The sequence below is a fragment of the Acidovorax sp. genome, from assembly GCF_046339755.1.
Taxonomy (GTDB): domain Bacteria; phylum Pseudomonadota; class Gammaproteobacteria; order Burkholderiales; family Burkholderiaceae_C; genus Acidovorax.
Genome location: NZ_JBKDTZ010000410.1, coordinates 1 through 24,664, shown reverse-complemented (window position 1 = coordinate 24,664; position 24,664 = coordinate 1). Strand labels below are relative to the sequence as shown.

Annotated in this window: 21 protein-coding genes; 12 read left to right on the top strand and 9 right to left on the bottom strand. The window is 65.8% G+C overall.

All coding sequences use genetic code 11. From position 1 onward, the window contains the following. On the bottom strand, nucleotides 1–1,202 hold a 1,202-nt coding region (locus ACK59X_RS35195), incomplete at its 3' end, for a polyribonucleotide nucleotidyltransferase (protein WP_409964232.1). Between the two features lie 207 nt (nucleotides 1,203–1,409). Further along, complete coding sequence (rpsO, locus tag ACK59X_RS35190) at nucleotides 1,410–1,676, bottom strand: 30S ribosomal protein S15 (RefSeq protein WP_005793232.1); 267 nt, start codon at nucleotides 1,674–1,676, stop codon at nucleotides 1,410–1,412. Nucleotides 1,677–2,080: 404 nt separating this feature from the next. Between rpsO and ACK59X_RS35185 the strand changes: the two genes are divergently transcribed. The 9 genes from ACK59X_RS35185 (at nucleotide 2,081) to ACK59X_RS35145 (ending at nucleotide 13,784) form a co-directional block, all read left to right on the top strand. Then, complete coding sequence (locus ACK59X_RS35185; protein WP_409964231.1) at nucleotides 2,081–2,725, top strand: GspH/FimT family pseudopilin; 645 nt, start codon at nucleotides 2,081–2,083, stop codon at nucleotides 2,723–2,725. Between the two features lie 80 nt (nucleotides 2,726–2,805). Continuing rightward, nucleotides 2,806–3,438 carry a type IV pilus modification protein PilV gene (gene pilV, locus ACK59X_RS35180; protein ID WP_409964230.1) on the top strand — a complete coding sequence of 211 codons (633 nt, stop codon included), beginning with the start codon at nucleotides 2,806–2,808 and terminating at the stop codon, nucleotides 3,436–3,438. 56 nt (nucleotides 3,439–3,494) lie between these two features. Continuing rightward, nucleotides 3,495–4,409, top strand: a complete 915-nt coding sequence (locus tag ACK59X_RS35175) for a PilW family protein (RefSeq protein WP_409964229.1) — start codon at nucleotides 3,495–3,497, stop codon at nucleotides 4,407–4,409. 22 nt (nucleotides 4,410–4,431) lie between these two features. Next, nucleotides 4,432–5,232 carry a PilX N-terminal domain-containing pilus assembly protein gene (locus tag ACK59X_RS35170; protein WP_409964228.1) on the top strand — a complete coding sequence of 267 codons (801 nt, stop codon included), beginning with the start codon at nucleotides 4,432–4,434 and terminating at the stop codon, nucleotides 5,230–5,232. Nucleotides 5,233–5,247: 15 nt separating this feature from the next. Next, nucleotides 5,248–8,796 carry a pilus assembly protein gene (locus tag ACK59X_RS35165; RefSeq protein ID WP_409964227.1) on the top strand — a complete coding sequence of 1,183 codons (3,549 nt, stop codon included), beginning with the start codon at nucleotides 5,248–5,250 and terminating at the stop codon, nucleotides 8,794–8,796. A gap of 26 nt (nucleotides 8,797–8,822) precedes the next feature. Continuing rightward, complete coding sequence (locus ACK59X_RS35160) at nucleotides 8,823–9,269, top strand: type IV pilin protein (RefSeq protein WP_409964226.1); 447 nt, start codon at nucleotides 8,823–8,825, stop codon at nucleotides 9,267–9,269. Nucleotides 9,270–9,308: 39 nt separating this feature from the next. Then, a complete protein-coding gene (gene ribD / locus ACK59X_RS35155; RefSeq protein WP_409964225.1) occupies nucleotides 9,309–10,439 on the top strand; it encodes a bifunctional diaminohydroxyphosphoribosylaminopyrimidine deaminase/5-amino-6-(5-phosphoribosylamino)uracil reductase RibD in 1,131 nt (376 codons plus the stop codon). 153 nt (nucleotides 10,440–10,592) lie between these two features. Then, on the top strand, nucleotides 10,593–11,795 hold the full coding sequence (locus ACK59X_RS35150) for an ammonium transporter (protein WP_409964224.1): 1,203 nt from the start codon (nucleotides 10,593–10,595) through the stop codon (nucleotides 11,793–11,795). A gap of 135 nt (nucleotides 11,796–11,930) precedes the next feature. Next, on the top strand, nucleotides 11,931–13,784 hold the full coding sequence (locus tag ACK59X_RS35145; RefSeq protein WP_409964223.1) for a phospholipase D family protein: 1,854 nt from the start codon (nucleotides 11,931–11,933) through the stop codon (nucleotides 13,782–13,784). Here the strand turns inward: ACK59X_RS35145 and ACK59X_RS35140 are convergent. Next, nucleotides 13,732–14,745 (bottom strand): tRNA dihydrouridine synthase, encoded by a 1,014-nt coding sequence (locus ACK59X_RS35140; protein ID WP_409964222.1) that lies wholly within the window; start codon nucleotides 14,743–14,745, stop codon nucleotides 13,732–13,734. The genes ACK59X_RS35145 and ACK59X_RS35140 overlap by 53 nt on opposite strands. Before the next feature lie 156 nt (nucleotides 14,746–14,901). Here ACK59X_RS35140 and ACK59X_RS35135 point away from each other — a divergent pair, with 156 nt between their 5' ends. Next, complete coding sequence (locus ACK59X_RS35135) at nucleotides 14,902–15,468, top strand: hypothetical protein (RefSeq protein ID WP_409964221.1); 567 nt, start codon at nucleotides 14,902–14,904, stop codon at nucleotides 15,466–15,468. Between the two features lie 25 nt (nucleotides 15,469–15,493). Here the strand turns inward: ACK59X_RS35135 and ACK59X_RS35130 are convergent, their stop codons facing one another. The 3 genes from ACK59X_RS35130 to ACK59X_RS35120 all read right to left on the bottom strand — a co-directional run bounded on the left by ACK59X_RS35130 (nucleotide 15,494) and on the right by ACK59X_RS35120 (nucleotide 17,876). Continuing rightward, complete coding sequence (locus ACK59X_RS35130) at nucleotides 15,494–16,645, bottom strand: methyltransferase (protein ID WP_409964220.1); 1,152 nt, start codon at nucleotides 16,643–16,645, stop codon at nucleotides 15,494–15,496. A gap of 6 nt (nucleotides 16,646–16,651) precedes the next feature. Continuing rightward, entirely contained in the window at nucleotides 16,652–17,176 is a 525-nt protein-coding gene (locus ACK59X_RS35125; RefSeq protein ID WP_409964219.1) for an N-acetyltransferase family protein, read from the bottom strand. Between the two features lie 145 nt (nucleotides 17,177–17,321). Further along, on the bottom strand, nucleotides 17,322–17,876 hold the full coding sequence (locus ACK59X_RS35120) for a hypothetical protein (protein ID WP_409964218.1): 555 nt from the start codon (nucleotides 17,874–17,876) through the stop codon (nucleotides 17,322–17,324). 186 nt (nucleotides 17,877–18,062) lie between these two features. On the opposite strand from ACK59X_RS35120, the gene ACK59X_RS35115 reads away from it, so the two are divergent. Both ACK59X_RS35115 and ACK59X_RS35110 read left to right on the top strand, forming a co-directional pair. Next, nucleotides 18,063–18,698: a response regulator gene (locus tag ACK59X_RS35115; RefSeq protein WP_409964217.1), complete on the top strand. Its 636-nt coding sequence runs from the start codon at nucleotides 18,063–18,065 to the stop codon at nucleotides 18,696–18,698. Further along, nucleotides 18,685–20,529, top strand: a complete 1,845-nt coding sequence (locus tag ACK59X_RS35110) for a hybrid sensor histidine kinase/response regulator (protein WP_409964216.1) — start codon at nucleotides 18,685–18,687, stop codon at nucleotides 20,527–20,529. Before ACK59X_RS35115 ends, ACK59X_RS35110 begins: the two co-directional genes overlap by 14 nt. On the opposite strand, the gene ACK59X_RS35105 is transcribed toward ACK59X_RS35110, so the two are convergent. The 3 genes from ACK59X_RS35105 to clpB form a co-directional block, all read right to left on the bottom strand. Continuing rightward, the gene (locus tag ACK59X_RS35105; protein ID WP_409964215.1) at nucleotides 20,498–21,940 is read right to left on the bottom strand and encodes a coniferyl aldehyde dehydrogenase; all 1,443 of its coding nucleotides are present in this window, start codon (nucleotides 21,938–21,940) and stop codon (nucleotides 20,498–20,500) included. The genes ACK59X_RS35110 and ACK59X_RS35105 overlap by 32 nt on opposite strands. Before the next feature lie 109 nt (nucleotides 21,941–22,049). Further along, nucleotides 22,050–22,391, bottom strand: a complete 342-nt coding sequence (locus ACK59X_RS35100) for a hypothetical protein (RefSeq protein ID WP_409964214.1) — start codon at nucleotides 22,389–22,391, stop codon at nucleotides 22,050–22,052. Nucleotides 22,392–22,443: 52 nt separating this feature from the next. Continuing rightward, nucleotides 22,444–24,664 (bottom strand): ATP-dependent chaperone ClpB (gene clpB / locus ACK59X_RS35095; RefSeq protein ID WP_409964213.1); only part of this gene is annotated, 2,221 nt, incomplete at its 5' end.

The following is a 24,664-nucleotide window of genomic DNA, read 5'->3' as shown; positions in this document are numbered from 1 at the left end:
AGCGCGTAGCGCGCACCGAATTCCTTGAGCATGGCGGCCGACACCTCGCCGGTATAGGCACCCTGCTCGTGGGCCGATACATCCTGCGCGGCCAGGGCGTCGATGCGCTGGGCATCGCGCTCGGTACCCAGCGTGGTCACGACCAGCGCCTGGGTTTCACCGCGCGTGAACAGGGCCGAGCCGTGGGCACGGGGCAGCACGCTGTTGCGGATCTCGATGGGGCGCACGGTGCGCGTGTCGCGGCCATCGATGCGGGGTTCGCCAGCCAGGATCTGGCTGCGCACGATGCGCGCTTCGATGTCGAACAGCATGCCTTCGACCTTGACGGCGTCGAATTCCACGCCCTCGGCCTTGAGGCCGGCCATCACGGCAGCATAGGCTTCGCGGCAGGCTTGCGTGCGGCTTTGCTTGTTGCGGATCTGGTAGGCGGCGGCGAGCTTGTCGTCGGCCAGGGCACCGACCTTGGCGATCAGGGCCTCGTCCTTGGCGGGCGGCTGCCAGTCCCATGCGGGCTTGCCGGCGTCGCGCACCAGGTCATGGATGGCGTTGATGGCGATATTGCCCTGCTGGTGGCCGAAGACCACGGCGCCGAGCATGATTTCTTCGGACAACTGCTGGGCTTCGGATTCGACCATCAGCACGGCGGCTTCGGTACCGGCGACGACCAGGTCCATCTGCGAGTTCTTGCGCGCGGTCTGGCCAGGGTTAAGCACGTATTCGCCATTGATGTAGCCCACACGCGCGGCGCCGATGGGGCCGGTGAACGGGATGCCGGAGATGGCCAGGGCAGCGCTGGTGGCGATCAGGGCGGCGATGTCGGCATCGACTTCGGGGTTCAGCGACACCGTGTGGATCACCACGTGCACTTCGTTGAAGAAGCCTTCCGGGAACAGCGGGCGGATCGGGCGGTCGATCAGGCGGCTGGTCAGCGTTTCGTGTTCGCTGGGCTTGGCTTCGCGCTTGAAGAAGCTGCCGGGGATCTTGCCGGCAGCGTAGGTTTTTTCGATGTAGTCAACGGTCAGGGGGAAGAAGTCCTGGCCGGGCTTGGCCGACTTGGAAGCCACCACGGTGGCCAGCACAACGGTGTCATCGATGTTCACCAGCACGGCGCCGGAGGCCTGGCGGGCGACTTCGCCCGTTTCCATGATGACGGTCCTGTCGCCCCATTGGAAGGTCTTGGTAACTTTGTTGAAAATGCTCATGTTCAGCTCCTATTGTTGTAGCTGGCAATGCAATGCCAGCATGGCTTGGAGTGCAATTCAGAACACGATGCCATTCCAGCGAACCTGACCCCGCAGCGGCGGCGGCAGGCCCGTTGGAATGACACAGCTTCGCTCTGTTTTGCGGCTCCGAAGTAAAAAACGCCTGAGCTAGCGGACTAACCCAGGCGTTTTTGCATGCGATACAGCTTACTTGCGCAGACCCAGCTTGGCGATCAGCGCGGTGTAACGGTCGGCGTCCTTGGCCTTGAGGTAGTCCAGCAGCTTGCGACGACGGCTCACCATGCGCAGCAGGCCGCGGCGACCGTGGTGGTCCTTGGCATGCGTCTTGAAGTGGGGGGTCAGTTCGTTGATGCGGGCCGTCAGCAGGGCCACTTGCACTTCTGGGCTGCCAGTATCGTTGGCAGCACGGGCGTTGGCCTTGACGACTTCGGCCTTGATGGAGGATGCGATCATTGGGTTTTTCCTTGGATGAGGCCCCAGGCAGAACGCCGAAGACCCCGGTTTTTACTTGCGCCACCGGCTGGAAAGGCTGGGGGCGTGCGTCTTGCACCATGCAAAACCGTCGGATTATAACCCGCAGCCCGGCAAAGCGGTCTTTTCGGCCTTGCCGAAGCCCCAGGAGGCGCCCAGAATGGCCTCAATAGCGAGCACCCAGCCATCTCAAGGGGGCCGCCAAAAGCAAGCGGACAAAATACCCCCAAATGCAACAGAATGCGCGAAACAGCAGGCATGCGCCAACACTTGCATGCGGGCGAGGTAGCGGCGGCGCCCTTGGGAAACACCGTCTTTGGCCGCTTGTCCCGGCTTCCATGCCACTGGTCAGCACGCAATGGTCACGTCACATCCGGTCACTTAATATGAAAACCATGCAAGCATTGAGCCCCTCCCATTCGCCAGGAATTTTCGCCCTCCGAAGAGCAGCCCGCGCCAGCGCAGGATTCACGGCAATCGAGCTCATGGTGGTGGTGGCCATCGTTGGTGTGTTGACCGCACTCGCGGCGCCGAGTTTCACGCCCTTGATCGAGCGCTGGCGTGTTCGCGATGCGGCAGAAAGCATCACTGCCTCCGTTTATCTTGCGCGCTCGGAAGCCATCAAGCGGGGCGGCAACGTTGTCATTCGCAAAAACGACAGCACCGCACCCACCTGCAATAACGGTACGGGACCAACCCAGTGGGGATGCGGCTGGAACGTGTTCGCTGACGTCAACGCCAATGGGGCTCAAGGTGCCTGCGTACCGACAGCCACCCCCAACGAGTGCACCATCCAGGCTGTCGCCGCTCCTACCCGCGTGACAGTCACTCTGGCAGGGAACATCGACGGAGGAATTTCGATTGATCGCTGGGGCATGGCATCCCATACCGGAGGCGCCAGCACTGCGCCAACGAGCATGTTCTTTGCCATCACCCCCCAGGGCAAGGACATGACCGACCCCAATGCAGCCCGCCTTTGCGTTGGCATGGGTGGCCGCGTTGTCCGCAAGAAAGGGAGCGAAGCATGCTGAAAACCACACGCCCCTCGAAACCTGCGCGGACTGCAACCACGGGCCACAGCAACGCAGCCTCTTGCTCCAAAGGACATTCCATGCATTCCGCAAGCTTCCAAAGCAATGGCTCGCAACGTGGCGTCAGCCTGATCGAATCCCTCGTCGCCATTGTGGTCATGTCACTGGGAATTCTCGGCATCCTGGGGGTGCAGATGCGCACCCTGGCCGATACCCAGACCAGTGTGCGGCGCGCACAAGCCGTGCGGCTGATCGAAGACCTGAGCGAGCGCCTGAGTGTCAACCCCAATGCGCTCAACAACATCAATTCCTACCCCACCGCGTTCGGGGCCACCCCCACCGCACCCTCCAAGAACTGCGCAACGGCCACGTGCAGCAACTCCGAGCTCGCCGCTTACGACCTTTCCCAATGGAAGCAGTCCGTCATAAACACGCTCCCCGCGTCCGACGCAGCGGTTTTTCTTGCCGGAGCGGAGACCGATGCGAATAACCGCCGCCAACTGGGGATCATGATCAGTTGGCGTGAAAACGAGCGGGATACGGCAGGCACCTACACAAATGCCATCAATGCCGGTGTCGATGGAGGCACCGTCACCTGCCCCGCCAATCGCACATGCCACCTGCAATACATCTCGGTGAGCGCCCGTTGCGCGCCCTACTTTGCAGATACCAACGTGCAGTTCTTCTGCGCCGCAACCACCAGGAAAACCTGATGGCACAAGACCCCAGTCAGCCCTTCGCTGGACCCGCGCTTCTCCAGGCAAGCCCCATGAAATCCCCTATCACCCTATCCATTGCAGGCCGCCACCGCACACTACGGGCGCCGCACAAGCGGCCATACCCTGGCCAGCGTGGCTTCACGCTGGTGGAGTTGCTGGTAGGCATCACCATCGGCCTGTTGACCATCGCAGTGGCACTGGGCGCCATCGTGGCCTCGCGCGGAGTATCTGGAACAGTCAGCGATGCCAGCCAGTTGCAGCAGCAAGCTGCATATGCCTTTCGCGTCATGAGCAAGCAATTGCGGCAGGCGGGATCGCTGCGCCTGAACCTTGCTCCCCAGAAGCCGGATGCCGGCGCCGTGATCGACCCCGTGGAGGCCGTCGCATTTGAAACCAAGGCGACCGGCAGCGACAGTACAACGTTCGATCCGTTTGTTGACACACTCAGCGGGATAGACAACCCCACGAGCAGCCAGTACAAGCTCACCGTGGGATACCGCAACTACACCGAGACGGTGACAACCGGCACGGACTCCCTGCTGCGCGATTGCCTGGGCGGACAGACGGCCAATGCGTTGATCCAGAGCCGGTTTGTATTGAACACCACCACGAATGAGCTGCAGTGTGCCGGGTTGGGTGCTGCGCAGCCCATCATCCAGAACGTAGCCAACTTCCAGGTGCGCTACATGGTGCAGACCGACCCCGCCCCCTTCGGCAACCCCCAGATCCAATACCGCACCGCCACCCAGGTAGGAGCAGGAAACTGGGCCAGCGTGTTCGGCGTGGAGGTGTGCCTGGTGGTCTACGGCACGGAAAGGATCGACATGCCAGCGGGCAGTACCTACCGCGACTGCGATGGCACCACCAACGTTGACATGACAACACTGGCCTCGCCCCGGACCCGGCGCATGCACATGACCTTCCGCAACGTTTACATGCTGCGCAGCCAAGGCCTGGCCGGCTGACACCGGTCAAATGGAAAACACCATGCAACGTACCCCCCCCTTCTTCTTAGCGCGCCAACGCCAGCGCGGCATTTCGCTGTTCGTCGTGATCGTGCTCGTCATGCTGTCAATGCTCATCGCCCTGTGGGCGTCGCGCACAGCACTGTTCAACGAAATGATCGTGGGCAACGACGCCGACTACCAACGCGCATTCGAAGCCGCCCAGGCATTGCTGCAGGATGCAGAACTGGATGTGCGGGGTGAAAACTCCAATGGTTCAACTTGCGTGATAGATGGGAGCAACGGCAATGTCTGCCGCAATACCACCCAGGACAAGATTCCCCTCGAAGAAAAGGATGTCGCCGCCCTGTTGGCAGATCTCGATGGAGCAACGGGTGACGCTTTCAACGCAACGGCCAGCCCCAATGTCCCCTTGACAAAATGCCGCAATGGGCTGTGTCTCAAGCGCGTGGGACTGCAGGACTTCTGGAACAACAACACCGCAGCTTCGGGCGTTACTCTGGCCCAGATGACCAGCGGCGTGGGCGCTCGCTACGGACAGTACACCGGCGCCGCCTTTGGCTTGACAGGCAGTGGCAGCACCAGCAACCCCATTTTGGCTGATCGCAGCGCCGCCAACCGCGGCGGCTGGTACTGGATCGAAGTGCTGCCCTACGACGCCACGGCAGGCAACACCGGCCTTGTCACCAACGGATCCAACAACCTTGCCCTCAATCTGCAGCCCAACGTGGTGTACCGGGTCACGGCCATCGCCTACGGCCTCAAGCCCAATACGCGCGTGGTATTGCAGCAAACCTACGCGCGTCAAAAACGCAAAGACTGATCCCTGGAGCTCACCATGACTTCAAAGCATTCTCACTTCAAGAAAACGCTGCTGGCGTCGATGATCAGCGCGGCCTTGGCGCCGCATGCCGCCTGGGCAATCGACTTCGCGCAGACACCGGCGGGCTCCGTGGAGCCTTTTGTGGCCCCCAACGTCATTATCTCCGTAGACGACTCGGGCAGTATGGACTTCTGCCTGAACAAGGAAAGCGCCTCGGACTGCATTGGCACCACGGATGCCAACAACAACACGGTGCCCAACGCCGACGGAACCTGGCCCGCCAATAGCCGGCGCATGAACGTCTTGAAGTACGCCCTCAAGAACGTCTTCAATGATCTGAGCCTGGTTCCTGACGGCAAGATCCGATTGGCCTGGCAGGTGCTGTGGAACAACGGCGGCTCACCCGGCGCCAAGGATGTGGGCAACAACGACCAGAATGCCATGCGCATACTGGACACCACCCACCGCACCAACTTCCTCACGTTCGTCGACAAGCTGAAACCCAGCGGCGGCACGCCATCCCATCTGATGATGAGCCAGGCCGATGCCTACATGCGGCGCACCACGATGGACCATACCAACCCCTGGGCATCGAAGCCGATGGTGCAGGCCACCCCATTTCTGGGATGCCGCCGCAGCTACCACATCATGATGACCGACGGCCGATGGAACGGTGCGGTATCGGGCGGACAGAAGGATGGCCCGGCGGCCGCCCTGACCCTGCCCGATGGCACCCAGTACGTTGCCAATACCGCAACGACGAGCCCCAACTACGCCCAGACCCGGATTTACCGCGATGCGTGGGGCGATACGCTGGCCGACTGGGCCTTCTACAGCTGGTCCGTGGACATGCAGACGGCCGCCAGCATGATCAACAACGTGCCGGAGACCAGCGAATACCGCAAGGCGCCGCCCACTGAAACCATTGGCGGCGTGGCGGTGGAGAAGTATTGGAACCCCAAGTACGACCCTGCAACCTGGCAGCACATGGTGACCTACACCATCGGCTTCAGTGACCTGGCACAGACATGGAAAGCCGATTTCACGGGCACCAATACAAAATACAACCTCACCAAGCCGACGGAGACCGTGCCGTTTGGCTATGACGGCAGCGTCCCGGATCTGATCGCCGGCACCAAGGAATGGCCCCAGATGAGTGCAGAGGATCGCCGCGCACTGGACCTCTGGCATGCGTCCATCAATGGGCGCGGCAAGTTCTATGCCGTCAAGGAAGGCAATGACCTACAGGAGGCCTTTCGCGCCATTCTGGCACGCATCGGCGGAGAGAACTCTCCAGATGCCGGTTCCACTGCCGCCAGTGGTACCACCGTGACCCGCAATGACGTCGCCAGCTTCACTGCGGGGTTCGACCCGACGAAGGCCTGGAAAGGCTGGATCACCAGCGAAACGGTCCAGAAGGACGGAACCGTTGTGCCCAATGTGGCTTGGGGCGGCAAAAACACGGCGGAAAAACTGGACGTGAGGGATATCAACACCCGCCTGATCCTCAGTTACAGCGATCTCAACAACTGGGGTGTGCCTTTCAAATGGGCGACCGACCAGAGCAATCTCAGCACCACGCAGAAAACCTACCTCAGCCTCACCGACGCCGGTGCCAATGATGGCAAGGGACAGGATCGGCTCAACTTCATCCGTGGCAGCAGCAGCCTGTCCCCTCTGGGCGCCCCTCCAATCGCCGAGACGACTCCACCAGTCACGCCTGTATACACTGCGCTCAAGCCATTTCGCCAGCGCTACTCCATACAGGGCGACATCATCAATTCCAATGTCTGGTACACAGGCGCACCCGTCAGCAACTACGCGCTCAAGGGCTACACGACTTTCGCACGCCTGAACAAGGACCGCCAACCCATGGTCTATGTGGGTGGCAACGATGGCATGCTGCACGGCTTCTCGATGGCCGATGGCAGCGAGAAGATTGCCTACGTGCCCAAGGGCGTGATTCGGCAACTGGGCCGCCTTGCCGATCCCACCTTCGATGACCGCCACCTTTATTACGTGGACGGCTCTCCGTTCACAGGCGACGTGGACACCGCCACCGGGGACATACTGGACGCGGCGTACGTACCGGACTGGCGCACCATGCTGGTGGGCACCCTCGGTGCGGGCGGCAAAGGCTACTTCGTACTGGACGTGACCAACCCTGGAACCACGTCGGGTGGCGCCAGCAATTTCACCGAAGCCAATGCCAAAACCCTGGTGGTGATGGACAAGACTTTGCATGCCAGCGACACCATCCCCAACTGCGATGCCATCACCAACGCGACGGACAAGGCCAAGTGCAAGGACAGTGAGGACATGGGCCATATCTTCGCGCCACCGGTGCTGGACGACGCCAACCCACAGCGCACCACGCAAATCACGCGCATGAACAACAACCGCTGGGCGGTGGTGATGGGCAACGGCTACAACAGCAAGAACCAGCGGCCCGTGCTCATGATCCAGTACCTGGATGGCGCCAAGGAAGTTTTGCGCCTGGTGGCAACCGGTAGCCTGGCCACGGGCGCCGACATCAAGACCACCGACAACGGCCTGTCGGCACCTCGCCTTGTGGACATCAATGGCGATGGCCGTCCCGACGTGGCTTATGCGGGCGACCTCAAAGGCAATATGTGGAAGTTCATCATCGCCAGCAGCACGCCGACCGAGTGGGGTGTTGCCTTCGGCGGTGCTCCGTTGTACACGGCAGTGGGGCTCGCCACGGCTTCGGCAACGACACGCAATGTTCCCCAGCCCATCACTATTCCGCCCACCGTGCGTGCCAATGACCGCTTCGCCAGCGGCAAGGCAGTGGGGGGCATGATGGTGGCGTTTGGCACCGGCCAGAACCTGGCAGTGGCAGACCGCCGGGCCGTTACCGTGCAGAGCATCTATTCCATACTGGACAACACCCGCTACCGCACCGTGGGAACCGGTGCTGCACAACGCCTGGAAGTGCACCCCGGCGGTGGCACGTGCCCATCAGGAGCCGATTGTGTTCCTGCCCCGGCGGCGGTTGGAACCGGCGTCAGCAGCCTGGCCAAGCAGTCTGTGAGTGTGTCGTCCGAAGCGGGCCAATTGGCCAGTGCCGGCCGCACCTTCTGGAATATGACCAAGGAAGGCAGCGCCGTGACAGTAGACTGGACCACCCAGAAAGGCTGGTATCTGGATCTGCCCGACACTGGGGAGCGGCAACTCAAGCCCATGCCCTTCTTTGACGGCAGCAACATCATGGCCATCTATTCGCAGGTACCCGCCATGGGCAACGAAGCGGTGGACCTGACTGTGGAGGTCTGCGAAGCCTCCACCGAAGCCGAGCGTCAATATCTGACATTGATCAACATCATGGATGCAAAGCCCGCAACCGTTCCGCTGATGGACCTGACCGGCGACGGCAAGTACAACAGCGCGGACAAGGGCGTATCCCGCATGGGCGTGTCCAAAGGGGCGCAAACCATGATCAAGAAGGGCAACCGCATCATCAACTATGGCAAGGGCCAGAAGGATGAGTTCAACACCATGCCAGAGCAATCCATGCGCCCCAGCTGGCGCCAACTGCAATGAACACCGCTTACAGGAGCAGGCACCCCATGCGTCAGAAAAACCAGGGCTTTACGCTGATTGAACTGATGATCGTAGTGGCGGTCATCGGTATCCTGACAGCGATCGCCGTACCCAGTTATGCCGAGTACGTGCGCCGTGGACACCGCGCTGACGCCCGTGCCGGCCTGCTGCAGGCAGCCCAGTACATGGAGCGCGCGGCCACGGCGACGGGGGTCTACCCCACTGCCGTGGCTCCCGCCTCACCACTCCCAGCCAACCTGACGTGGGCGGGCGACACCGTCAAGCGCTACACCATTTCGGTGTCAAATTCCACCGCAACCACCTTCACTCTCACGGCCACACGTGATGCAGGAACTGCGCAGGAAAACGATAAATGCGGTAATCTGACCCTTACCCATACAGGCGTTCGAGGAATGGCCACGGGCACGACGACCCCCACCGGCCTCGCCGTCTCCGAATGCTGGAACAAATGAGCTGAATGGTTGCGACAGAAAAGAGGCGTATGCGCTAGCATGCACGCAACCATGGCGCCCTCTTCGGAACAACAGCAGACCACCAAAGCGCTTGAGCTAGCCACTCAGGCGCTTTGTCTTTCCAACCCCAACCCCCGCGTGGGCTGCGTGATCACCACGCCCGATGGCCGCGTCCTCGTCCCGGGGTTCACTCAGCAGGCGGGCGCCCCGCATGCCGAGGTCATGGCGCTGCGCGATGCGGCGGCCCGGGGCAACGATGTGCGCAAGGCCATCGCCTACGTCACGCTGGAGCCCTGCTCGCACCAGGGGCGCACGGGGCCCTGCTGCGATGCACTGATCGACGCCGGCATCGGCAAGGTCGTGGCGTCGATTGCGGACCCCAACCCGCTCGTCTCCGGCCAGGGCTTTGGGCGCCTGCGCGCGGCGGGCGTGGAGGTGGTCGTGGGGCCGGGTGCACAAGGGTCGCGCGAACTCAACATCGGCTTCTTCAGCCGCATGGTGCGTGGCACGCCCTGGGTGCGCATGAAAACAGCCGCCTCGCTGGACGGCACCACCGCCCTGGCCAACGGGCAGAGCCAGTGGATCACCTCCCCTGAGGCGCGCGCCGACGGCCATGCCTGGCGCGCACGCGCCTGCGCCGTGCTCACGGGCATCGGCACCGTGCTCGACGACGACCCGCGGCTGGATGTGCGCGAGGTCGCCACACCGCGCCAGCCGCACCTGGTGATCGTCGACAGCCAGTTGCAGACCCCGCTGCAGGCCCGTTTGTTCTCCATCCCGGGCCGCACCTGCCTCATCTACACCGCCAGCGACGACGCCGCCAAACAAGCGGCCCTGGAGGGCCAGGGCGCCACGGTGATCCGCCTTCCCAATGCCCAGGGCAAGGTGGACCTGTGCGCCATGCTCCAGGACCTGGGCCGCAAGCGGGCCGTCAACGAGTTGCACGTGGAGGCCGGCCACAAGCTCAACGGGTCCTTTCTGCGTGAAGGGCTGGTGGACGAGTTGCTGCTCTACCTGGCGCCCCGGCTGCTCGGGCCGGGCCTGGGCATGGCCCAGACAGCGCCGCTGCAAGCGCTCACGGAGGGAACCGCGCTCGAGTATGTCTCCGTGGACCGCATCGGGCCCGACCTGCGCATCGTCGCGCGGGTACAGGGGCGCGACCGCTTCTGACCTGGCTACCAACCTGCAAACGCACCAAAACAGTACAGCACCACCACGGTGAGCATGCCACATGCTGGCGCATTTTTTGCTTGAAATTGGTGCACTCATTGCATAGCGCAGTGAGACGCACCAAAACAGATCAAACAATCGCGTGGAGATGGTATGGAAGCACTCAAACAGGGCACGGACGCCTTGTTCATTCTGCTCGGGGCAATCATGGTGCTGGCCATGCATGCCGGGTTCGCCTTTCTGGAGCTGGGCACGGTCCGCAAGAAGAACCAGGTGAACGCCCTGGTCAAGATCCTGGTGGACTTCTCCGTGTCCACCGTGGTGTATTTCGCGGTGGGCTACAGCGTGGCCTACGGCACCCATTTCTTCGTGGGGGCCGACACCCTGGTCCAGCAAAGCGGCTATTCGCTGGTCAAGTTCTTCTTCCTGCTGACCTTTGCTGCCGCCATTCCGGCCATCATTTCCGGCGGCATTGCCGAACGCGCCAAGTTCTGGCCGCAGCTGATCGCCACGGCCATCATCGTCGGCTTCGTCTACCCCTTCTTCGAGGGCATCGCCTGGAACCAGCATTTCGGCGTGCAGGCCTGGATCAAGTCGCTCACGGGCGAGGAGTTCCATGACTTTGCCGGTTCGATCGTGGTGCATGCGGTGGGCGGGTGGATCGCCCTGCCGGCGGTGATTCTTCTGGGCTCGCGCGCCAACCGCTACCGCAAGGATGGCGCCATCTCGGCCCACCCGCCCTCGAACATCCCCTTCCTGGCCCTCGGTGCCTGGATTCTGGTGGTCGGCTGGTTCGGCTTCAACGTGATGAGCGCGCAGACCGTGGACAAGCTCTCGGGGCTGGTGGCCGTCAATTCGCTGATGGCCATGGTGGGCGGCACGCTGGCCGCCCTGGTGCTGGGAAAGAACGACCCGGGCTTCGTGCACAACGGCCCCCTGGCGGGCCTGGTGGCCGTCTGCGCGGGCTCTGACCTCATGCACCCGCTGGGCGCCCTGGTCACGGGTGCCATCGCGGGCAGTATTTTCGTGCTGCTGTTCACCCTGACCCAGAACAAATGGAAGATCGACGACGTGCTCGGTGTCTGGCCCCTGCACGGCCTGTGCGGCACCTGGGGCGGCCTGGCGGCAGGCATTTTCGGCAGCAAGGCCCTGGGCGGTCTCGGCGGCGTGGCCTTCGGCGCACAGCTCATCGGCACCACCCTGGGCGTGGCCTGGGCCCTGCTGGGCGGGCTGGTGGTGTACGGCGCCCTCAAGGCCACGGTGGGCCTCAGGCTGTCGCAGGAAGAGGAATTCGACGGCGCGGACCTCTCCATCCACAAGATCAGCGCCACGCCGGACCGCGAAGTCAGCTGGTAGGCACTGAAGGGGCCGACCCGCGCCTGTTCGGCGTGGCGCCATTCACACAGCGTTACGTATCGGCGCCCCGTCCGACACCCTGCGGTGTAGCAGCAGGCTATACCTGGGTAGTCTCCAGAAGCCTGCCGCCCACCTATGCCCACCGCCCTCACCTTGAAGAGCCTAGCAGCCACCGCCCGGTGCGGCTGGATGGGTCTTGCGGCCACCCTTGCCGTGGCGGTGATCACGGGCTGCACCAGCTTGCCGCAGGATGTGGCGCGCCCCGAGTCCATGGCCCTCTCGGCGCCCGCCAGCACCCCGCTGGGGCAGTTGGTGGAGGCCAACCGCAAGGCGGCAGGCGCCCGCCACCCCTCGGGTTTCCTGTTGCTGGGAGGGCCCCAGGAGGCCTACAGCAGCCGCCTGGCGCTGGTCGAGGCGGCGCAGAAGACCCTGGATCTGCAGTACTACGCCATCCATGCCGATGCCAGCACCGAGCGCCTACTGCGCGGTGTGGTGGATGCCGCACAGCGCGGGGTGCGGGTGCGGGTCCTGCTCGATGACTTCCACAGCGCCGGGCGCGATGCGCAGGTGATGCGCCTGGCCTTCGTGCCCAACATCGAGATGCGCATGTTCAACCCGCTCACCGGGGCGCGCAGCTCCACGCTGGGCCGCATGCTCGGGGCGGCCACCGATTTCTCGCGGGCCCAGCAGCGCATGCACAACAAGCTCTTCATTGCCGACAACGCCATGGGCGTCACCGGCGGGCGCAACCTGGGCGACGCCTATTTCGGCACGGCCGATGCCGGCAACTTCGTCGACCTCGACGTACTGGCCGCCGGCCCCATCGTGCAGGACCTGTCTCGCAGCTTCGACCACTATTGGAACAACCAGCGCGCCTACCCCGTGCAGTCGCTGGTCACGCGCGAGGAACTGGACACCATGCGCAGCCAGTACGAAGCGGCCGATGCCGCCGAGCGCGAGCGCCAGGTGGCCCTGGGCACGCTCCAACCCCCGGTCGACGAACCGGCCCCGAACCAGGACCATCCCCGGGCTGCGCAAGCCGGCCGCAGCCGCATCTGGGACTACCAGCCCATGGACCTGGGCAGCGCGGCTTTTGTCTGGGCACCTGCCGTGGTGCTGGTCGACCAGCCCGCCAAGATCCCGGCCGAAGGCCAGGCCAGCGCCTCGTCGCCAGCCCCGGCAACCGCCAGTGCGTCGAGCAATGCCCGGCAGGCCGCGCGCATCGCCCCTCCCGCAGGCGGCGGTGCCCCCGCAGCCGCCAGTGGCACGGCAGCAGCGCCACTGCCTTCCACGGACATGGCGGATGCCGGCGAAGGCGATACGGTGGTTGATGGCCTGCTGCACCTGATGGGCCAGGCCCGGCGAGAGCTGCTCATCATTTCGCCCTACTTCGTGCCTGGCCCGGACATGAAACGTGCCTTTGCCCAAGCCCGCGAACGCGGTGTGCGGGTGCGGGTGCTCACCAACTCGCTCGCCTCCAACGACGCGCCCATCGCCCATGCCGGCTATGCCCGGCACCGGCCCGAGCTGCTGGCCATGGGGGTGGAACTCTACGAGATGCGCAGCGAGCTCACTGGCCTGGGCACGGCGCTGGGAATGCCGGGCGGCTCCTCCGGGGGCGGCAACACCTCGCCCACCGGTTCGGTGGGCGGCTCCCGCGCCATGCTGCACTCCAAGGTGCTGGTGATGGACGGCCGCCTGGTCGCCATCGGCTCCATGAATCTGGACATGCGCTCACAAAAGCAGAACACCGAGATCGCACTGCTGATCCGCAGCACCGAACTGGCACGCCGCATCACCACCCGGCTCGAGCCGGCCCTGGGCGAACTGGCCTGGCGCGTGGAGCTGCAGCAGCCCGGCAACCGACTGCTGTGGCATGCACCCCAGGGCAGCGGCCTGCAGGACAGCACCACCGCGCCGGACGCCTCCGCCCCGCTCAGGCTGATACTGCAGCTGCTCGGCCCACTGGCACCGGACCACCTGCTGTAGCAGACCCGCCCTCCTGCAGCGCCGCCACCCAGGCACTGATGGCCCGCTGGTCGGTCATCGTGCGAACATGCTGGTAGGCCGCCTCGCCCTCAGGGAAGCGCCGGCGCATCAGGTTCAGCCACTGCTTGAGGCGGCCGGCGCGCTGGCGTGGCTCCAGGTCGTCGCAGACCAGTTGCCAGAACGCGGCGATGTGCGGCAGCAAGTCGCCCCACTCCACAGTATCGGCCCCCGGCGTGCCGCCATCGCTGGCACGGATGGCCCGCGCCAGCCCCGGGTCGGCCACCATGCCGCGCCCCAGCATCAAGGCATCGCAACCCGACACCGCGCGGCAGCGCAGCGCGTCGGCCACGGTCCAGATCTCGCCATTGGCCACCACGGGCAGGGCCACAGCAGCACGGATGGCCGGTATTTGCTCCCAATAGGCCGGCGGCCGGTAGCCATCGGCCTTGGTGCGGGCATGCACCACCAGCTCGCAGGCGCCACCCGCCTCCATGGCCTGCGCGCATTCGCGCATCAGCCCGGCGTCGTTGAACCCTAGGCGCATCTTGGCCGACACGGGCAGGTGCGCCGGCACGGCACGCCGCACTGCCGCCACCACCGTGGCGATGCGTTCGGGTTCCTGCAGCAGCGCCGCCCCGCCGCCGTGGCGATTCACCACCTTGGCCGGGCAGCCGAAGTTCAGGTCGATCCCCTCGGGGCCCAGCGCCGCCAGGCGTGCCGCATTCTCGGCCATGCTCACCGGGTCGGAGCCGAGCAACTGCGCGCGCACCGGCACCCCGGCCAGCGTGCGGCTGCCGTTGCGCAACTCGGGCAGGTAGCGCAGGAACACCTTGTCCGGCAGCAGCGTGCCGGTGATGCGGATGAATTCGGACACGCAGCGGTCCACGCCGCCCACCCGGGTGAGCACGTCACGCAGCACAAAATCGAGAAGCCCCTCCATCGGGGCCAGCAGCAGGGTCATCGCACCAAAAACACCAAGAACAGGAAATGCCGCGGGGCGGCCTGGAGCAGCCCCCCGTCGACAAACCTCCATTTTGCGGCACCCGGGTCATCACAGCGTCATGCCGGGATGCTGCAATGGCAGGTACACCGTCCCGTACCCGCCCGCGCCTCCATCATGCTGCTCCAAAAAACCGACAAAGCCCGCCTGGAACTCTCGCCCGGGGTCCGCACCCTGAGCCTGCGCGAACGGTCCCTGCTGCTGCTGGCCGACGGCAAATCGCTGTCGGACCTGCAGGCCATGTACAACGGCATCGGCGCGCAGATCGTGGACAACCTCATGCGCCAGGGCTACCTGGCCGGACCGGCCACGCTGCCGGATGCGCCCAGCGCCGCCGTGGCGCCGGCCGACATCGCCGAGGCTCCCAAGGCAGTGCCCCAGGAACCCGTGGCCGCAGCCCACAAGCCCCAGGACCCCAGCGATGCCCTGCGTTCGCTCGCCGGCACGCGCATGTACCTGTTCGACATCTGCGAGCGCATGTTCGCACGCCGGGACCCGGCCCTGGCCAGGCAATTCCACGAGGCCCTGCGTGGTGCGCGCGATCGTGCCAGCATGCTCGACGTGGGCGAAGCCCTGCTGGAGGAAGTGGCACAGATGGCTGGTGCCGAACGCGCGCAGACCATCCGCGACCGCATGGACCAGTTGCTGCCCCGGGAACCCGAAAGCACCACCTCAGAGGCCTGAGCCGGGCTCTTGCGGGTCCGCGGGTTCAGCCGATGGCTGCCAACCGCCAGAGGGAAGTCACTTCGGCGGAACGGGCGGCGTGCAAAGCATCTGCGGCATCCGCGGCCTTGGCATGCCGGGGTTGCACGTCGTGGCGGCCGAGGATGCGCAAGCCGCCCTCGGCGATCCAGCCCAGCAGTTGCTCGCGCGGGCGCAGTTCCAGGTGCTCGGCCAGGTCCGACAGGATCAGCCAGCCTTCGCCGCCCGGCTCCAGATGGGCCGCCAGGCCCGCCAGAAAGCCGCGCAGCATGCGGCTGCCCTCGTCGTACACGGCATGCTCGATGGGTGAACTCGGGCGTGCCGGCACCCAGGGCGGGTTGCACACCACCAAGGGCGCCCGGCCCGGCGGAAACAAGTCCTCCTGCAGCAACTCCACCCGGTCCGCCACCCCCAGGCGTTTGAGGTTGTCGCGCGCGCAGGCCATGGCGCGCGGATCCTGGTCGGTGGCCACCACGCGCTGCACGCCGCGGCGCACCAGCACGGCCGACAGCACCCCGGTGCCCACGCCGATGTCGAACGCCAGTGCGACGGAGGGCAGCGAGGTCTGGGCCACCAGGTCCACATACTCGCCGCGCACCGGAGAGAACACACCGGAGTGCGGATGGATGCGGTTGTGCGGGCCTGCGCCCAGCGCGGGCACTTCCACGCCCTTCTTGCGCCATTCGAAGGCGCCCACCAGGCCCAGCAGCTCACGCAGCGTGGCCACCGAGGCTTCGCCGTCGGCGGGGCCCCAGGCCTCGGTACAGGCCTGGCGCCCGGCGGGCGCACGGCGCAGGTCGATGCCGTAGTCGGGCGAAAGGGGGATCAGGATCGATGACAGAACCCGCGCGCGCTGGGCCTGCGCCTGGCGGTGCAGGTGAAACGCCTGGGCCGGGGTGGCAGTGGCCGCCTTCTCGGCGGCCTTGGCAGCCGCCTTGCGCGGTTTGCGGTCCACCCGGCGCATCAGCGCCTGCAGCAGCATGCGCGCATTCTGGAAATCCCCCTGCCAGAGCAGTCCTGTCCCCTCGCAAGCGAGGCGGTAGGCGGTATCGGCAGACAGGGTGTCGTCGGCGGTCACCACCCGGCGCGGGGCCGGCGCGCTGCTTTCAGAGCGCCACCGGGCACTGTGGGCCTGGCCCAGGTGGTTCCACGCGATCATGGGGGCTCAGTTGGTGATCGGGCGCTTCAGGCGCACTTCTTCGATCTTGACGCCGCCGATCACATTGGTCTTGGCGGTGGAGAGCTCCTGCTTGAAGCCCGCCAGCTCGTGGAAGCGGATGGCGCGCTCGTTGCGCAGCGGCACCCAGGCGGTGACATTGGTGCAGCCTTCTTCCTGGAGGCCATCGCGGGCGGCATCCCACAGGGCCAGGCCGACGCCCTGGTTCCAGTGGCTGGGCGCCGCGTAGATGGCCCAGATTTCACCGGTGGTGGGGCGGGACTTCTCATCGCGAGAGCGGTCATAGCCGACGAAGCCGACGATCTTCTCGCCATCGATGGCCACCTGCACCTGGGGTTCGCAATACTCGATGGCTTCGCGCCAGTAGGCCTGGCGCTTGTCGACGGAGGACATGGACTTCAATTGCTCGTCTGGCACCAGCCCCTTGTAAGCCTCTTGGGCGGAGACGGTGTGGATCTGGGCGATGGCTTTGGCATCGCGAAGCGTAGCGGGACGAACCTGGATACTGGACATGAAAAAACCGAACGAAAACAGGGTGTGAAAAAACGAAAGGACCGGCATTGTCGCCGCAAACGGTTTTTCACCCCTCGCCGGTAGGGTACCCGGGCCTGCGGGTTGCCCGCAGACAGCCCCTGAAAGGCGGGTTCCGAACGCCTCGTCAGGCCAGGGCCATCGAGCCGCCAAGCCCGTTTTCGGCGCGCTCGCGGGCCGATTGCGCCAGTGCGCGCTTGTTGCGCGGGCGCGGCACCTTCACCTCGGGCGGCATGCCGTTGATTGCGTTCAGGCCCACGACCAGCGTCACGGTGCGCGAGCCGCCATCGCGCTCGTCGGGGGCATAGGCGCGGTAGCTGCCGCTGCCCTGGCCATGGCTGCGTTGCACGGTATGGAACACGATGCGCACCCCGCTGACCCGGTGGCCGCTGAAGGGCAGCACGCGCAGGCGTGCATCGCGGTCCAGCGCCAGGCCCATGCAGCCCGGGCGGTTGATGAGGTCGGTGCGGGCGCTGCGCCAGGTCAGGCCGTTGTCGGTGGAAAACTGCCAATTGCCCGCCTGCGCATCCAGGTGCTCGATGATCACACCCGCCGAGGCCAGCAGATCGGGACAGTTGTCGTGCACGATCTGTGCGATGCAGTTGCCGCCCACGCCCACGCCGGCGGAGGGCTTGTGTTCGGGCGATGAAGGCGTCGGATTCTGGAAAGCGCTGGCAGTCATGTTGTATTCCCCTGGTGGTTGGATGGATGGTTGGTCCCTGCCAACCGCCACAGTGCACTGGCAACATACGGTAGTGTGCTCAGTCCATGGGGTAAAGTCTAGAAACCACCTGCCCTTGCGTCCATCGCACAAATGGACTAGTTGGTCCCGGTTCCCTCACCCGGTGTTGTGCGCAATACTCAGGGCATGCCTGCCAGCCTGCTGCTCATTGACGACCACACCCTGTTTCGCACCGGGCTGCGCCTGATCGTGCAGGACCACCCTGCCGTGGGCTCCATTGCCGAGGCCGGCTCCATTGCCGACGCCTGCGCCCTGGCCCCGGCCGCGGTGGACCTGGTGCTGCTGGACATCCAGCTGCCCGGCATGAGCGGCCTTGATGGCCTGCGCCTGCTGCGCCAGTCCTATCCCAGCGCCCGCATCGTCCTGGTCTCGGCCAGCATTGCGCCCGACGCCGTGTACGAGGCCCGCTCGCGCGGTGCCGACGGTTTTCTGCCCAAATCAGCCAGCGGCGAGGACATCCTGGAGGCGATCAGCATCTCCCTCTCGGGCCAGCCCTGCTTCCCGCCGAACAGCGGAAACGCCGCCACCGTGCGTGCGCCCGCCGCACCCACCCTCACGGCGCGCCAGCTCGAAGTGCTGTCGCTGCTGTGCACCGGCAAGCCCAACAAGGTCATCGCGCGTCACCTGGGCCTGAGCGAGAACACCGTGCGTGTGCACGTGGCCGCCATCTTCGCGCAACTGGGCGTCAACAGCCGCAGCGCCGCGCTGCTGGCGGCCCAGCGCCTGGGCCTGTCCACGCCGCCGCTCCATGACCTTGTCTGAAGCCCTGCCGCTGATCCCGCGCTGGCCCTGGTCGCGCCGGCGCTGGGAGCGCGAAGAGGTCCTGCGCGAGCAAGTCACGCTGCTGCGCCAGAACTTTCCCATGACCCTGCTGGCGTCGCTGGCCACGGCCCTGGGCACCCTGTGGGTGATGGCACGCGTGGCAGACACCCAGGTGGTCAGTATCTGGCTGGTCTCGCATGCGCTGGTGGTCGTCGGGGTGTACGCCACACTGCGCGGCATGGCGCCGCAGCGCGACCCGGTGCTGCACTCGGCGCGCAAGCTCATGGCCTGCATGGCCGCCATGGGCCTGAGCTGGGGCAGCCTGGGCTACGTGGTGCTGTACTGGGGCACACCCGAGAGCGTGATCTACGCCATCGGTATCGTCAGCACCGTGTCCTCCGGCGCGCTGGGCCTGGGCGCGCCGCTGTACCGCGCCTACATCACCTACCTCACCTGCGCCGTGGGGGGCATCTTCGTGGCCGTGGCCATGAGCGGCGGCCCGGCCATGTGGCCGGCGCTGTTCCTGGTGCTGGTGTACTACGCGCTCACCGGCCTGCAGGCCAGCACGGGCGATACGGCCACGCGCCGCAGCATCGCCCTCAAGCTCGAGAACGAGCGCCTGGTGGCCGAGCTGCGCGCCGAATCGCAACGCGCCCTGGCCGCGCAGGAGGAGGCCGAGCGCGCCGACCGGGACAAATCGCGCTTTCTGGCCGCCGCCAGCCACGACCTGCGCCAGCCGCTGCACGCCATGGGCCTGTTCCTGGAAACCCTGCAGCGCAGCCCCATGAGCCCGCACCAGCTCACCGTGCTGGGCCATGCCCACGCCGCCTCAAGCGCAGCCGTGGAAATGCTCACCACCCTGCTCGACTATTCCCGGCTGGAGGCCGGCGTGGTCAAGGTGCGGCCCACCGCCTTCGCCGTGCAGCCCCTGCTGACCGCACTGGAGCAGGAGTTCGGCGTGCAGGCCGACAATGCCGGGCTGGTCTACCGCACACACGAAACCTCGGCCGCGGCCCATGCCGACCGTTCGCTGGTCATGCTGGTCATGCACAACTTCATCTCCAACGCACTGCGCTACACCGCGCGCGGCGGTGTGCTCATCGCCTGCCGGCGCCGGGGCCGGCGCATCGCCCTGGAAGTGTGGGACACGGGCGCCGGCATTCCACAAAGCCAGTGGGACAACGTGTTCAAGGAATTCCACCAGCTGGGCAACCCCGAACGCGACCGACGCAAGGGCCTGGGCCTGGGCCTGGCCATCGTCAAGCGCCTGGTGCGCGAAATGGGGACCGCAGTGGAAATCAACTCCCACCCGGGCCGGGGTTCGGTGTTCAGGCTCTGGCTCGACCTGTGGCAGGGCGCCCTGGAGGACGAAGCACCGCCCTCCTTCAGCCACTACGACCTCACCGGCCTGCATGTGCTGGCCATCGACGACGACGAATCCGTGCGCCTGGGCATGCAGGCCCTGCTGCAAAGCTGGGGCTGCCGCTGCACCACGGCCGAATCCAGCGCCGATGCGCTGGAACACATCGAGGACAGCACGCCCGACCTGATCATCACCGACTTCCGCCTGCGCCACGAAGAAACCGGCAAGCAGGTGCTGCAGGCGCTGCGCGCCTATCTGGGCGTGCCCGTGCCGGCCATCATCATGACCGGCGACACCTCACCCCAGCGCCTGCGCGACGCGCAGACCACCTCGGCCCTGCTGCTGCACAAGCCCGTGTCCACGGGACAGCTGCGCGATGCCATCGTTCAGCTGGTCAGCGGTGCCTCCCCGGCCATACCAGGGCCTGCGCAACCGGCTACAGCACCCAGCGGCGAAGAAAGCCCATGACCTGGTCGAAGCGCGCGCCATAGGGCGGGTAGAACACCGATCCCATTGCCCAGCGCGACTGCACCAGCACCGACTTCTGGTGGCAAAAGCGCAGAAAGCCCGGCTCCCCGTGGTAGGCCCCCCAGCCGCTGTCACCCACGCCGCCAAAGGGCAGGTTGTCGTGGGTGATGTGCATGAGGGTGTCGTTGACGGTCACGCCCCCGCTCACGGTGCGGCGCAGCACGTCGTCGCGCACGGCCTCGCTCTGGCCGAACCAGTACAGCGCCAGCGGCCGCGGGCCGGCATTGATGTGCGCCACGGCATCGTCCAGGCGCTCGTACGAGATCACAGGCAAGACGGGCCCGAAGATCTCCTCCTGCATGATCTGCATGTCCGACGTGACGCCGAACACCAGGGTGGGCGCCATCTGACGGCTCACGCCATCGCCCAGCGTGCCCACCGTGTTCACCACCGGCTTGCCGGCCGTGGGGTCGATGGCCTGCACCTCGGCCCCCTGCGTCTGCGCCTGCTGCAGCATGGTGCGCAGCCGCGCGTGGTGGCGCGGCGTGATGATGGAGGCGTAGTCGGGGTTGCCCTCGATGGTCGGGAACAGCCGCGCCACGGCGGCCCGGTAGGCGTTGGCAAACTCGGTTTCGCGCCCGCGCGGTACCAGCACGTAGTCGGGCGCAATGCAGGTCTGGCCGGCATTGAGCAACTTGCCATGCGCGATCTTGAGCGCGGCATCCTGCATGTCGCAATCGCCGTCGATGATGCAGGGCGACTTGCCGCCCAGCTCCAGCGTGGTGGGCGTGAGGTTCTGCGCAGCGGCCAGCGCCACTTTGCGCCCCACCGGCGTCGAACCCGTGAACACCAGGTGGTCGAAGGGGAGCGAGGCGAACAGGGCCGCCACGTTGGCATCGCCCTGTACCACGCAGAATTCATCGGGCGCAAAGAACTGGGCCACCAGCAGCGCCAGTTGGGCCGAGGTGTGGGGCGTGAGCTCGCTGGGCTTGAGCATCACGCGGTTGCCCGCCGCCAGTGCCGTGATGGCCGGCGCCAGGGCCAGTTGGATGGGGTAGTTCCACGGAGCGATCACCCCCACCACCCCGAGCGGCTGGCGCTGAATGTGCGCGGAGGCAGGCTGAAGGTAGATCGGTGTGCGCACCTTCTGCGGCTTCATCCAGCGCGCCAGGTGCGAGAGGGTGTGCGACAACAGCGAGCGCAGCACGAAGAAATCCGCCACCTCGGTGAGCCGCGGCGAGCGCATGCCGAAATCGGCCTGTACCGCCGCCGCCAGCACGGCGCCGTTTTCGTCGAGCAGCTTGCGCAGGCGCAGCAGGCGTTCGCGGCGCACAAGCAGAGGCACCTCGACCTGTGTGCGGCTGGCCTGCCGCTGGGTTTCAAAGAGGGCGTGTATGTCGGCTGGTGTCATGGAACGCATGATAGAGGCCCCTGCACCTGCGACCGGGCCATGCCAGCGCGTCCAGAGGGGCATGCCGAGCGCTGCCGGCGGCCCCTTTCGGGGCCTCGGACCGGCCTTCTCAACGCAGTTCGCGCGGCTCCACGTCGGTCACCTCCACGGCCCCGGGCAACACCCCGCCGCGCCGCGATGGCGCTGCCGGTTCGGCGGCAGCCTCGGTCGGCCGCGCAGCCCCCCATTGGGCCCGGGAGCGCATGGCGGCGCTGAATCCGGTGCGCGGGTCAACCCGCATCACCCAGGGCGCCATGGGCCGGCCCGTGAGCCGCGCCCAGGTGGCGCGCGCGGCCCATACCAGGCCCAGAACCAGCGCTGCGGCCAGCAGGCTCAGGAACACCACGAGCCCCATGGCCAGCACAAGGGCACGCACCAGAAAGCGCAGCAAACCCGAAACAAGATCGTTCAAACGACACCTTTCCTTTCAACGGGCGGCCCCATGGACCGCCCTTTTTCCCAGCTCAAGCGGGCTCGGTCGCCCCGCCAAACTGGAAGACCCCGGGGTCGAGCACCGGATCCACCGTCACCGGGATCACGCTCTTGGGCGGGAACCGGCCTTCCAGCAGCAGCTGGGACAGCGGATTTTCTATCCGCTGCTGGATGGCCCTCTTGAGCGGACGGGCACCGAACACCGGGTCGAAGCCCACCTTGGCCAGCTCTTCGAGCGCCGGGCCCGATATCTGCAGCTGCAGGTCCATCTTGGCCAGGCGTGCCTCCAGCAACTGCAGCTGGATGCGCGCGATCGCCTCGATGTTCTTCGCGTCCAGCGCATGGAACACCACCGTCTCGTCGATGCGGTTCAGGAATTCGGGTCGGAAATGGTTCTTGAGTTCCCCCCAGACCGCTTCCTTAATGTCGTCCGTGTCCTGCCCCACCATGGCCTGGATCAGGTGCGAGCCGATATTGCTCGTCATCACGATCACCGTGTTCTTGAAGTCCACGGTGCGGCCCTGGCCATCGGTCAGGCGGCCGTCGTCGAGCACCTGCAGCAGCACGTTGAACACGTCGGGGTGGGCCTTCTCCACCTCGTCTAGCAGCAGCACGCTGTAGGGCTTGCGGCGCACGGCCTCGGTCAGGTAGCCGCCCTCCTCGTAGCCCACATAGCCGGGTGGCGCGCCGATCAGGCGGGCCACGGAATGCTTTTCCATGAACTCGCTCATGTCGATGCGGATCAGGTGGTCCTCGCTGTCGAACAAAAAGCCCGCCAGCGCCTTGCACAGCTCGGTCTTGCCCACGCCTGTAGGGCCCAGGAACAGGAAGGAGCCGGTGGGGCGGTTGGGATCGGACAGGCCCGAACGCGAACGGCGGATGGCATTGGCCACGGCCGCAATCGCCTCCTCCTGGCCCACCACGCGCTCATGCAGTTTGGCCTCCATCTGCAGGAGCTTGTCCTTCTCGCCCTGCATCATCTTGGCCACGGGGATGCCTGTGGCGCGGCTCACCACCTCGGCGATCTCCTCGGCGCCGACCTGGGTGCGCAACAGGCGCGGCGCGCTGGCCACGCCGTCCTTGCCGGCTTCCTTGGCCTGGGCTTCCTTGAGCTGGCGTTCGAGCTCGGGCAGCTTGCCGTACTGCAGCTCGGCCACCTTGTTGAAGTCGCCCTTGCGGGTGAACTCCTCGATCTGGAACTTGAGCTTGTCGATGGCTTCGCGCACATGCGCGCTGCCCTGGGCCTGGGCCTTCTCGGACTGCCAGATCTCGTCGTAGTCGGCGATCTCCTTTTGCAGGCGCACGATCTCCTCCTCGATCAGGCCGAAGCGCTTGACCGAGGTCTCGTCCTTCTCGCGGCGCACGGCCTCGCGCTCAATCTGCAGCTGGATCAGCCGGCGGTCGAGCTTGTCCATCACCTCGGGCTTGGAGTCCATCTCGATCTTGATCTTGGAGGCGGCCTCGTCGATCAGGTCGATCGCCTTGTCGGGCAGGAAGCGGTCGGTGATGTAGCGGTGCGAGAGTTCCGCCGCGGCCACGATGGCCGGGTCGGTGATGTCCACGCCGTGGTGCACCTCGTATTTTTCCTGCAGGCCGCGCAGGATGGCGATGGTCGCCTCCACCGTGGGCTCGCCCACGAGGATCTTCTGGAAGCGGCGCTCCAGCGCAGCGTCCTTCTCGATGTACTTGCGGTATTCGTCCAGCGTGGTGGCACCCACGCAGTGCAGCTCGCCGCGCGCCAGGGCCGGCTTGAGCATGTTGCCCGCGTCCATGGCGCCCTCGCCCTTGCCGGCGCCCACCATGGTGTGCAGCTCGTCGATGAAGACGATGGTCTGGCCCTCGTCCTTGGCCAGTTCGTTGAGCACAGCCTTCAGGCGTTCCTCGAACTCGCCGCGGTACTTGGCGCCGGCCAGCAGGGCCGCCATGTCCAGGCTGAGCACGCGCTTGCCCTTGAGCGATTCGGGCACCTCGCCGGCCACGATGCGCTGGGCCAGGCCTTCCACGATGGCGGTCTTGCCCACGCCGGGCTCGCCGATGAGCACGGGGTTGTTCTTGGTGCGGCGCTGCAGCACCTGGATGGCGCGGCGGATCTCGTCGTCGCGGCCGATCACCGGGTCGAGCTTGCCGATGCGTGCGCGCTCGGTCAGGTCCAGGCAGTACTTGGCCAGGGCGCCGCGCTGGCCCTCGGCCTCGGGGCTGTCCATCTTCTGGCCGCCGCGCACGGCCTCGATGGCCGCCACCAGGCTCTTGCGC

Coding starts and splice junctions, on each gene's coding strand:
- ACK59X_RS35160 (WP_409964226.1), top strand. CDS start 8,823: ATGCGTCAGAAAAACCAGGGCTTTACGCTGATTGAACTGATGATCGTA.
- pilV (WP_409964230.1), top strand. CDS start 2,806: ATGCATTCCGCAAGCTTCCAAAGCAATGGCTCGCAACGTGGCGTCAGC.
- ACK59X_RS35145 (WP_409964223.1), top strand. CDS start 11,931: ATGCCCACCGCCCTCACCTTGAAGAGCCTAGCAGCCACCGCCCGGTGC.
- rpsO (WP_005793232.1), bottom strand. CDS start 1,676: ATGATCGCATCCTCCATCAAGGCCGAAGTCGTCAAGGCCAACGCCCGT.
- ACK59X_RS35125 (WP_409964219.1), bottom strand. CDS start 17,176: ATGTCCAGTATCCAGGTTCGTCCCGCTACGCTTCGCGATGCCAAAGCC.
- ACK59X_RS35185 (WP_409964231.1), top strand. CDS start 2,081: ATGAAAACCATGCAAGCATTGAGCCCCTCCCATTCGCCAGGAATTTTC.
- ACK59X_RS35170 (WP_409964228.1), top strand. CDS start 4,432: ATGCAACGTACCCCCCCCTTCTTCTTAGCGCGCCAACGCCAGCGCGGC.
- ACK59X_RS35105 (WP_409964215.1), bottom strand. CDS start 21,940: ATGACACCAGCCGACATACACGCCCTCTTTGAAACCCAGCGGCAGGCC.
- ACK59X_RS35175 (WP_409964229.1), top strand. CDS start 3,495: ATGAAATCCCCTATCACCCTATCCATTGCAGGCCGCCACCGCACACTA.
- ACK59X_RS35135 (WP_409964221.1), top strand. CDS start 14,902: ATGCTGCTCCAAAAAACCGACAAAGCCCGCCTGGAACTCTCGCCCGGG.
- ACK59X_RS35150 (WP_409964224.1), top strand. CDS start 10,593: ATGGAAGCACTCAAACAGGGCACGGACGCCTTGTTCATTCTGCTCGGG.
- ACK59X_RS35165 (WP_409964227.1), top strand. CDS start 5,248: ATGACTTCAAAGCATTCTCACTTCAAGAAAACGCTGCTGGCGTCGATG.
- ACK59X_RS35140 (WP_409964222.1), bottom strand. CDS start 14,745: ATGACCCTGCTGCTGGCCCCGATGGAGGGGCTTCTCGATTTTGTGCTG.
- ribD (WP_409964225.1), top strand. CDS start 9,309: ATGCACGCAACCATGGCGCCCTCTTCGGAACAACAGCAGACCACCAAA.
- ACK59X_RS35120 (WP_409964218.1), bottom strand. CDS start 17,876: ATGACTGCCAGCGCTTTCCAGAATCCGACGCCTTCATCGCCCGAACAC.
- ACK59X_RS35115 (WP_409964217.1), top strand. CDS start 18,063: ATGCCTGCCAGCCTGCTGCTCATTGACGACCACACCCTGTTTCGCACC.
- ACK59X_RS35110 (WP_409964216.1), top strand. CDS start 18,685: ATGACCTTGTCTGAAGCCCTGCCGCTGATCCCGCGCTGGCCCTGGTCG.
- ACK59X_RS35130 (WP_409964220.1), bottom strand. CDS start 16,645: ATGATCGCGTGGAACCACCTGGGCCAGGCCCACAGTGCCCGGTGGCGC.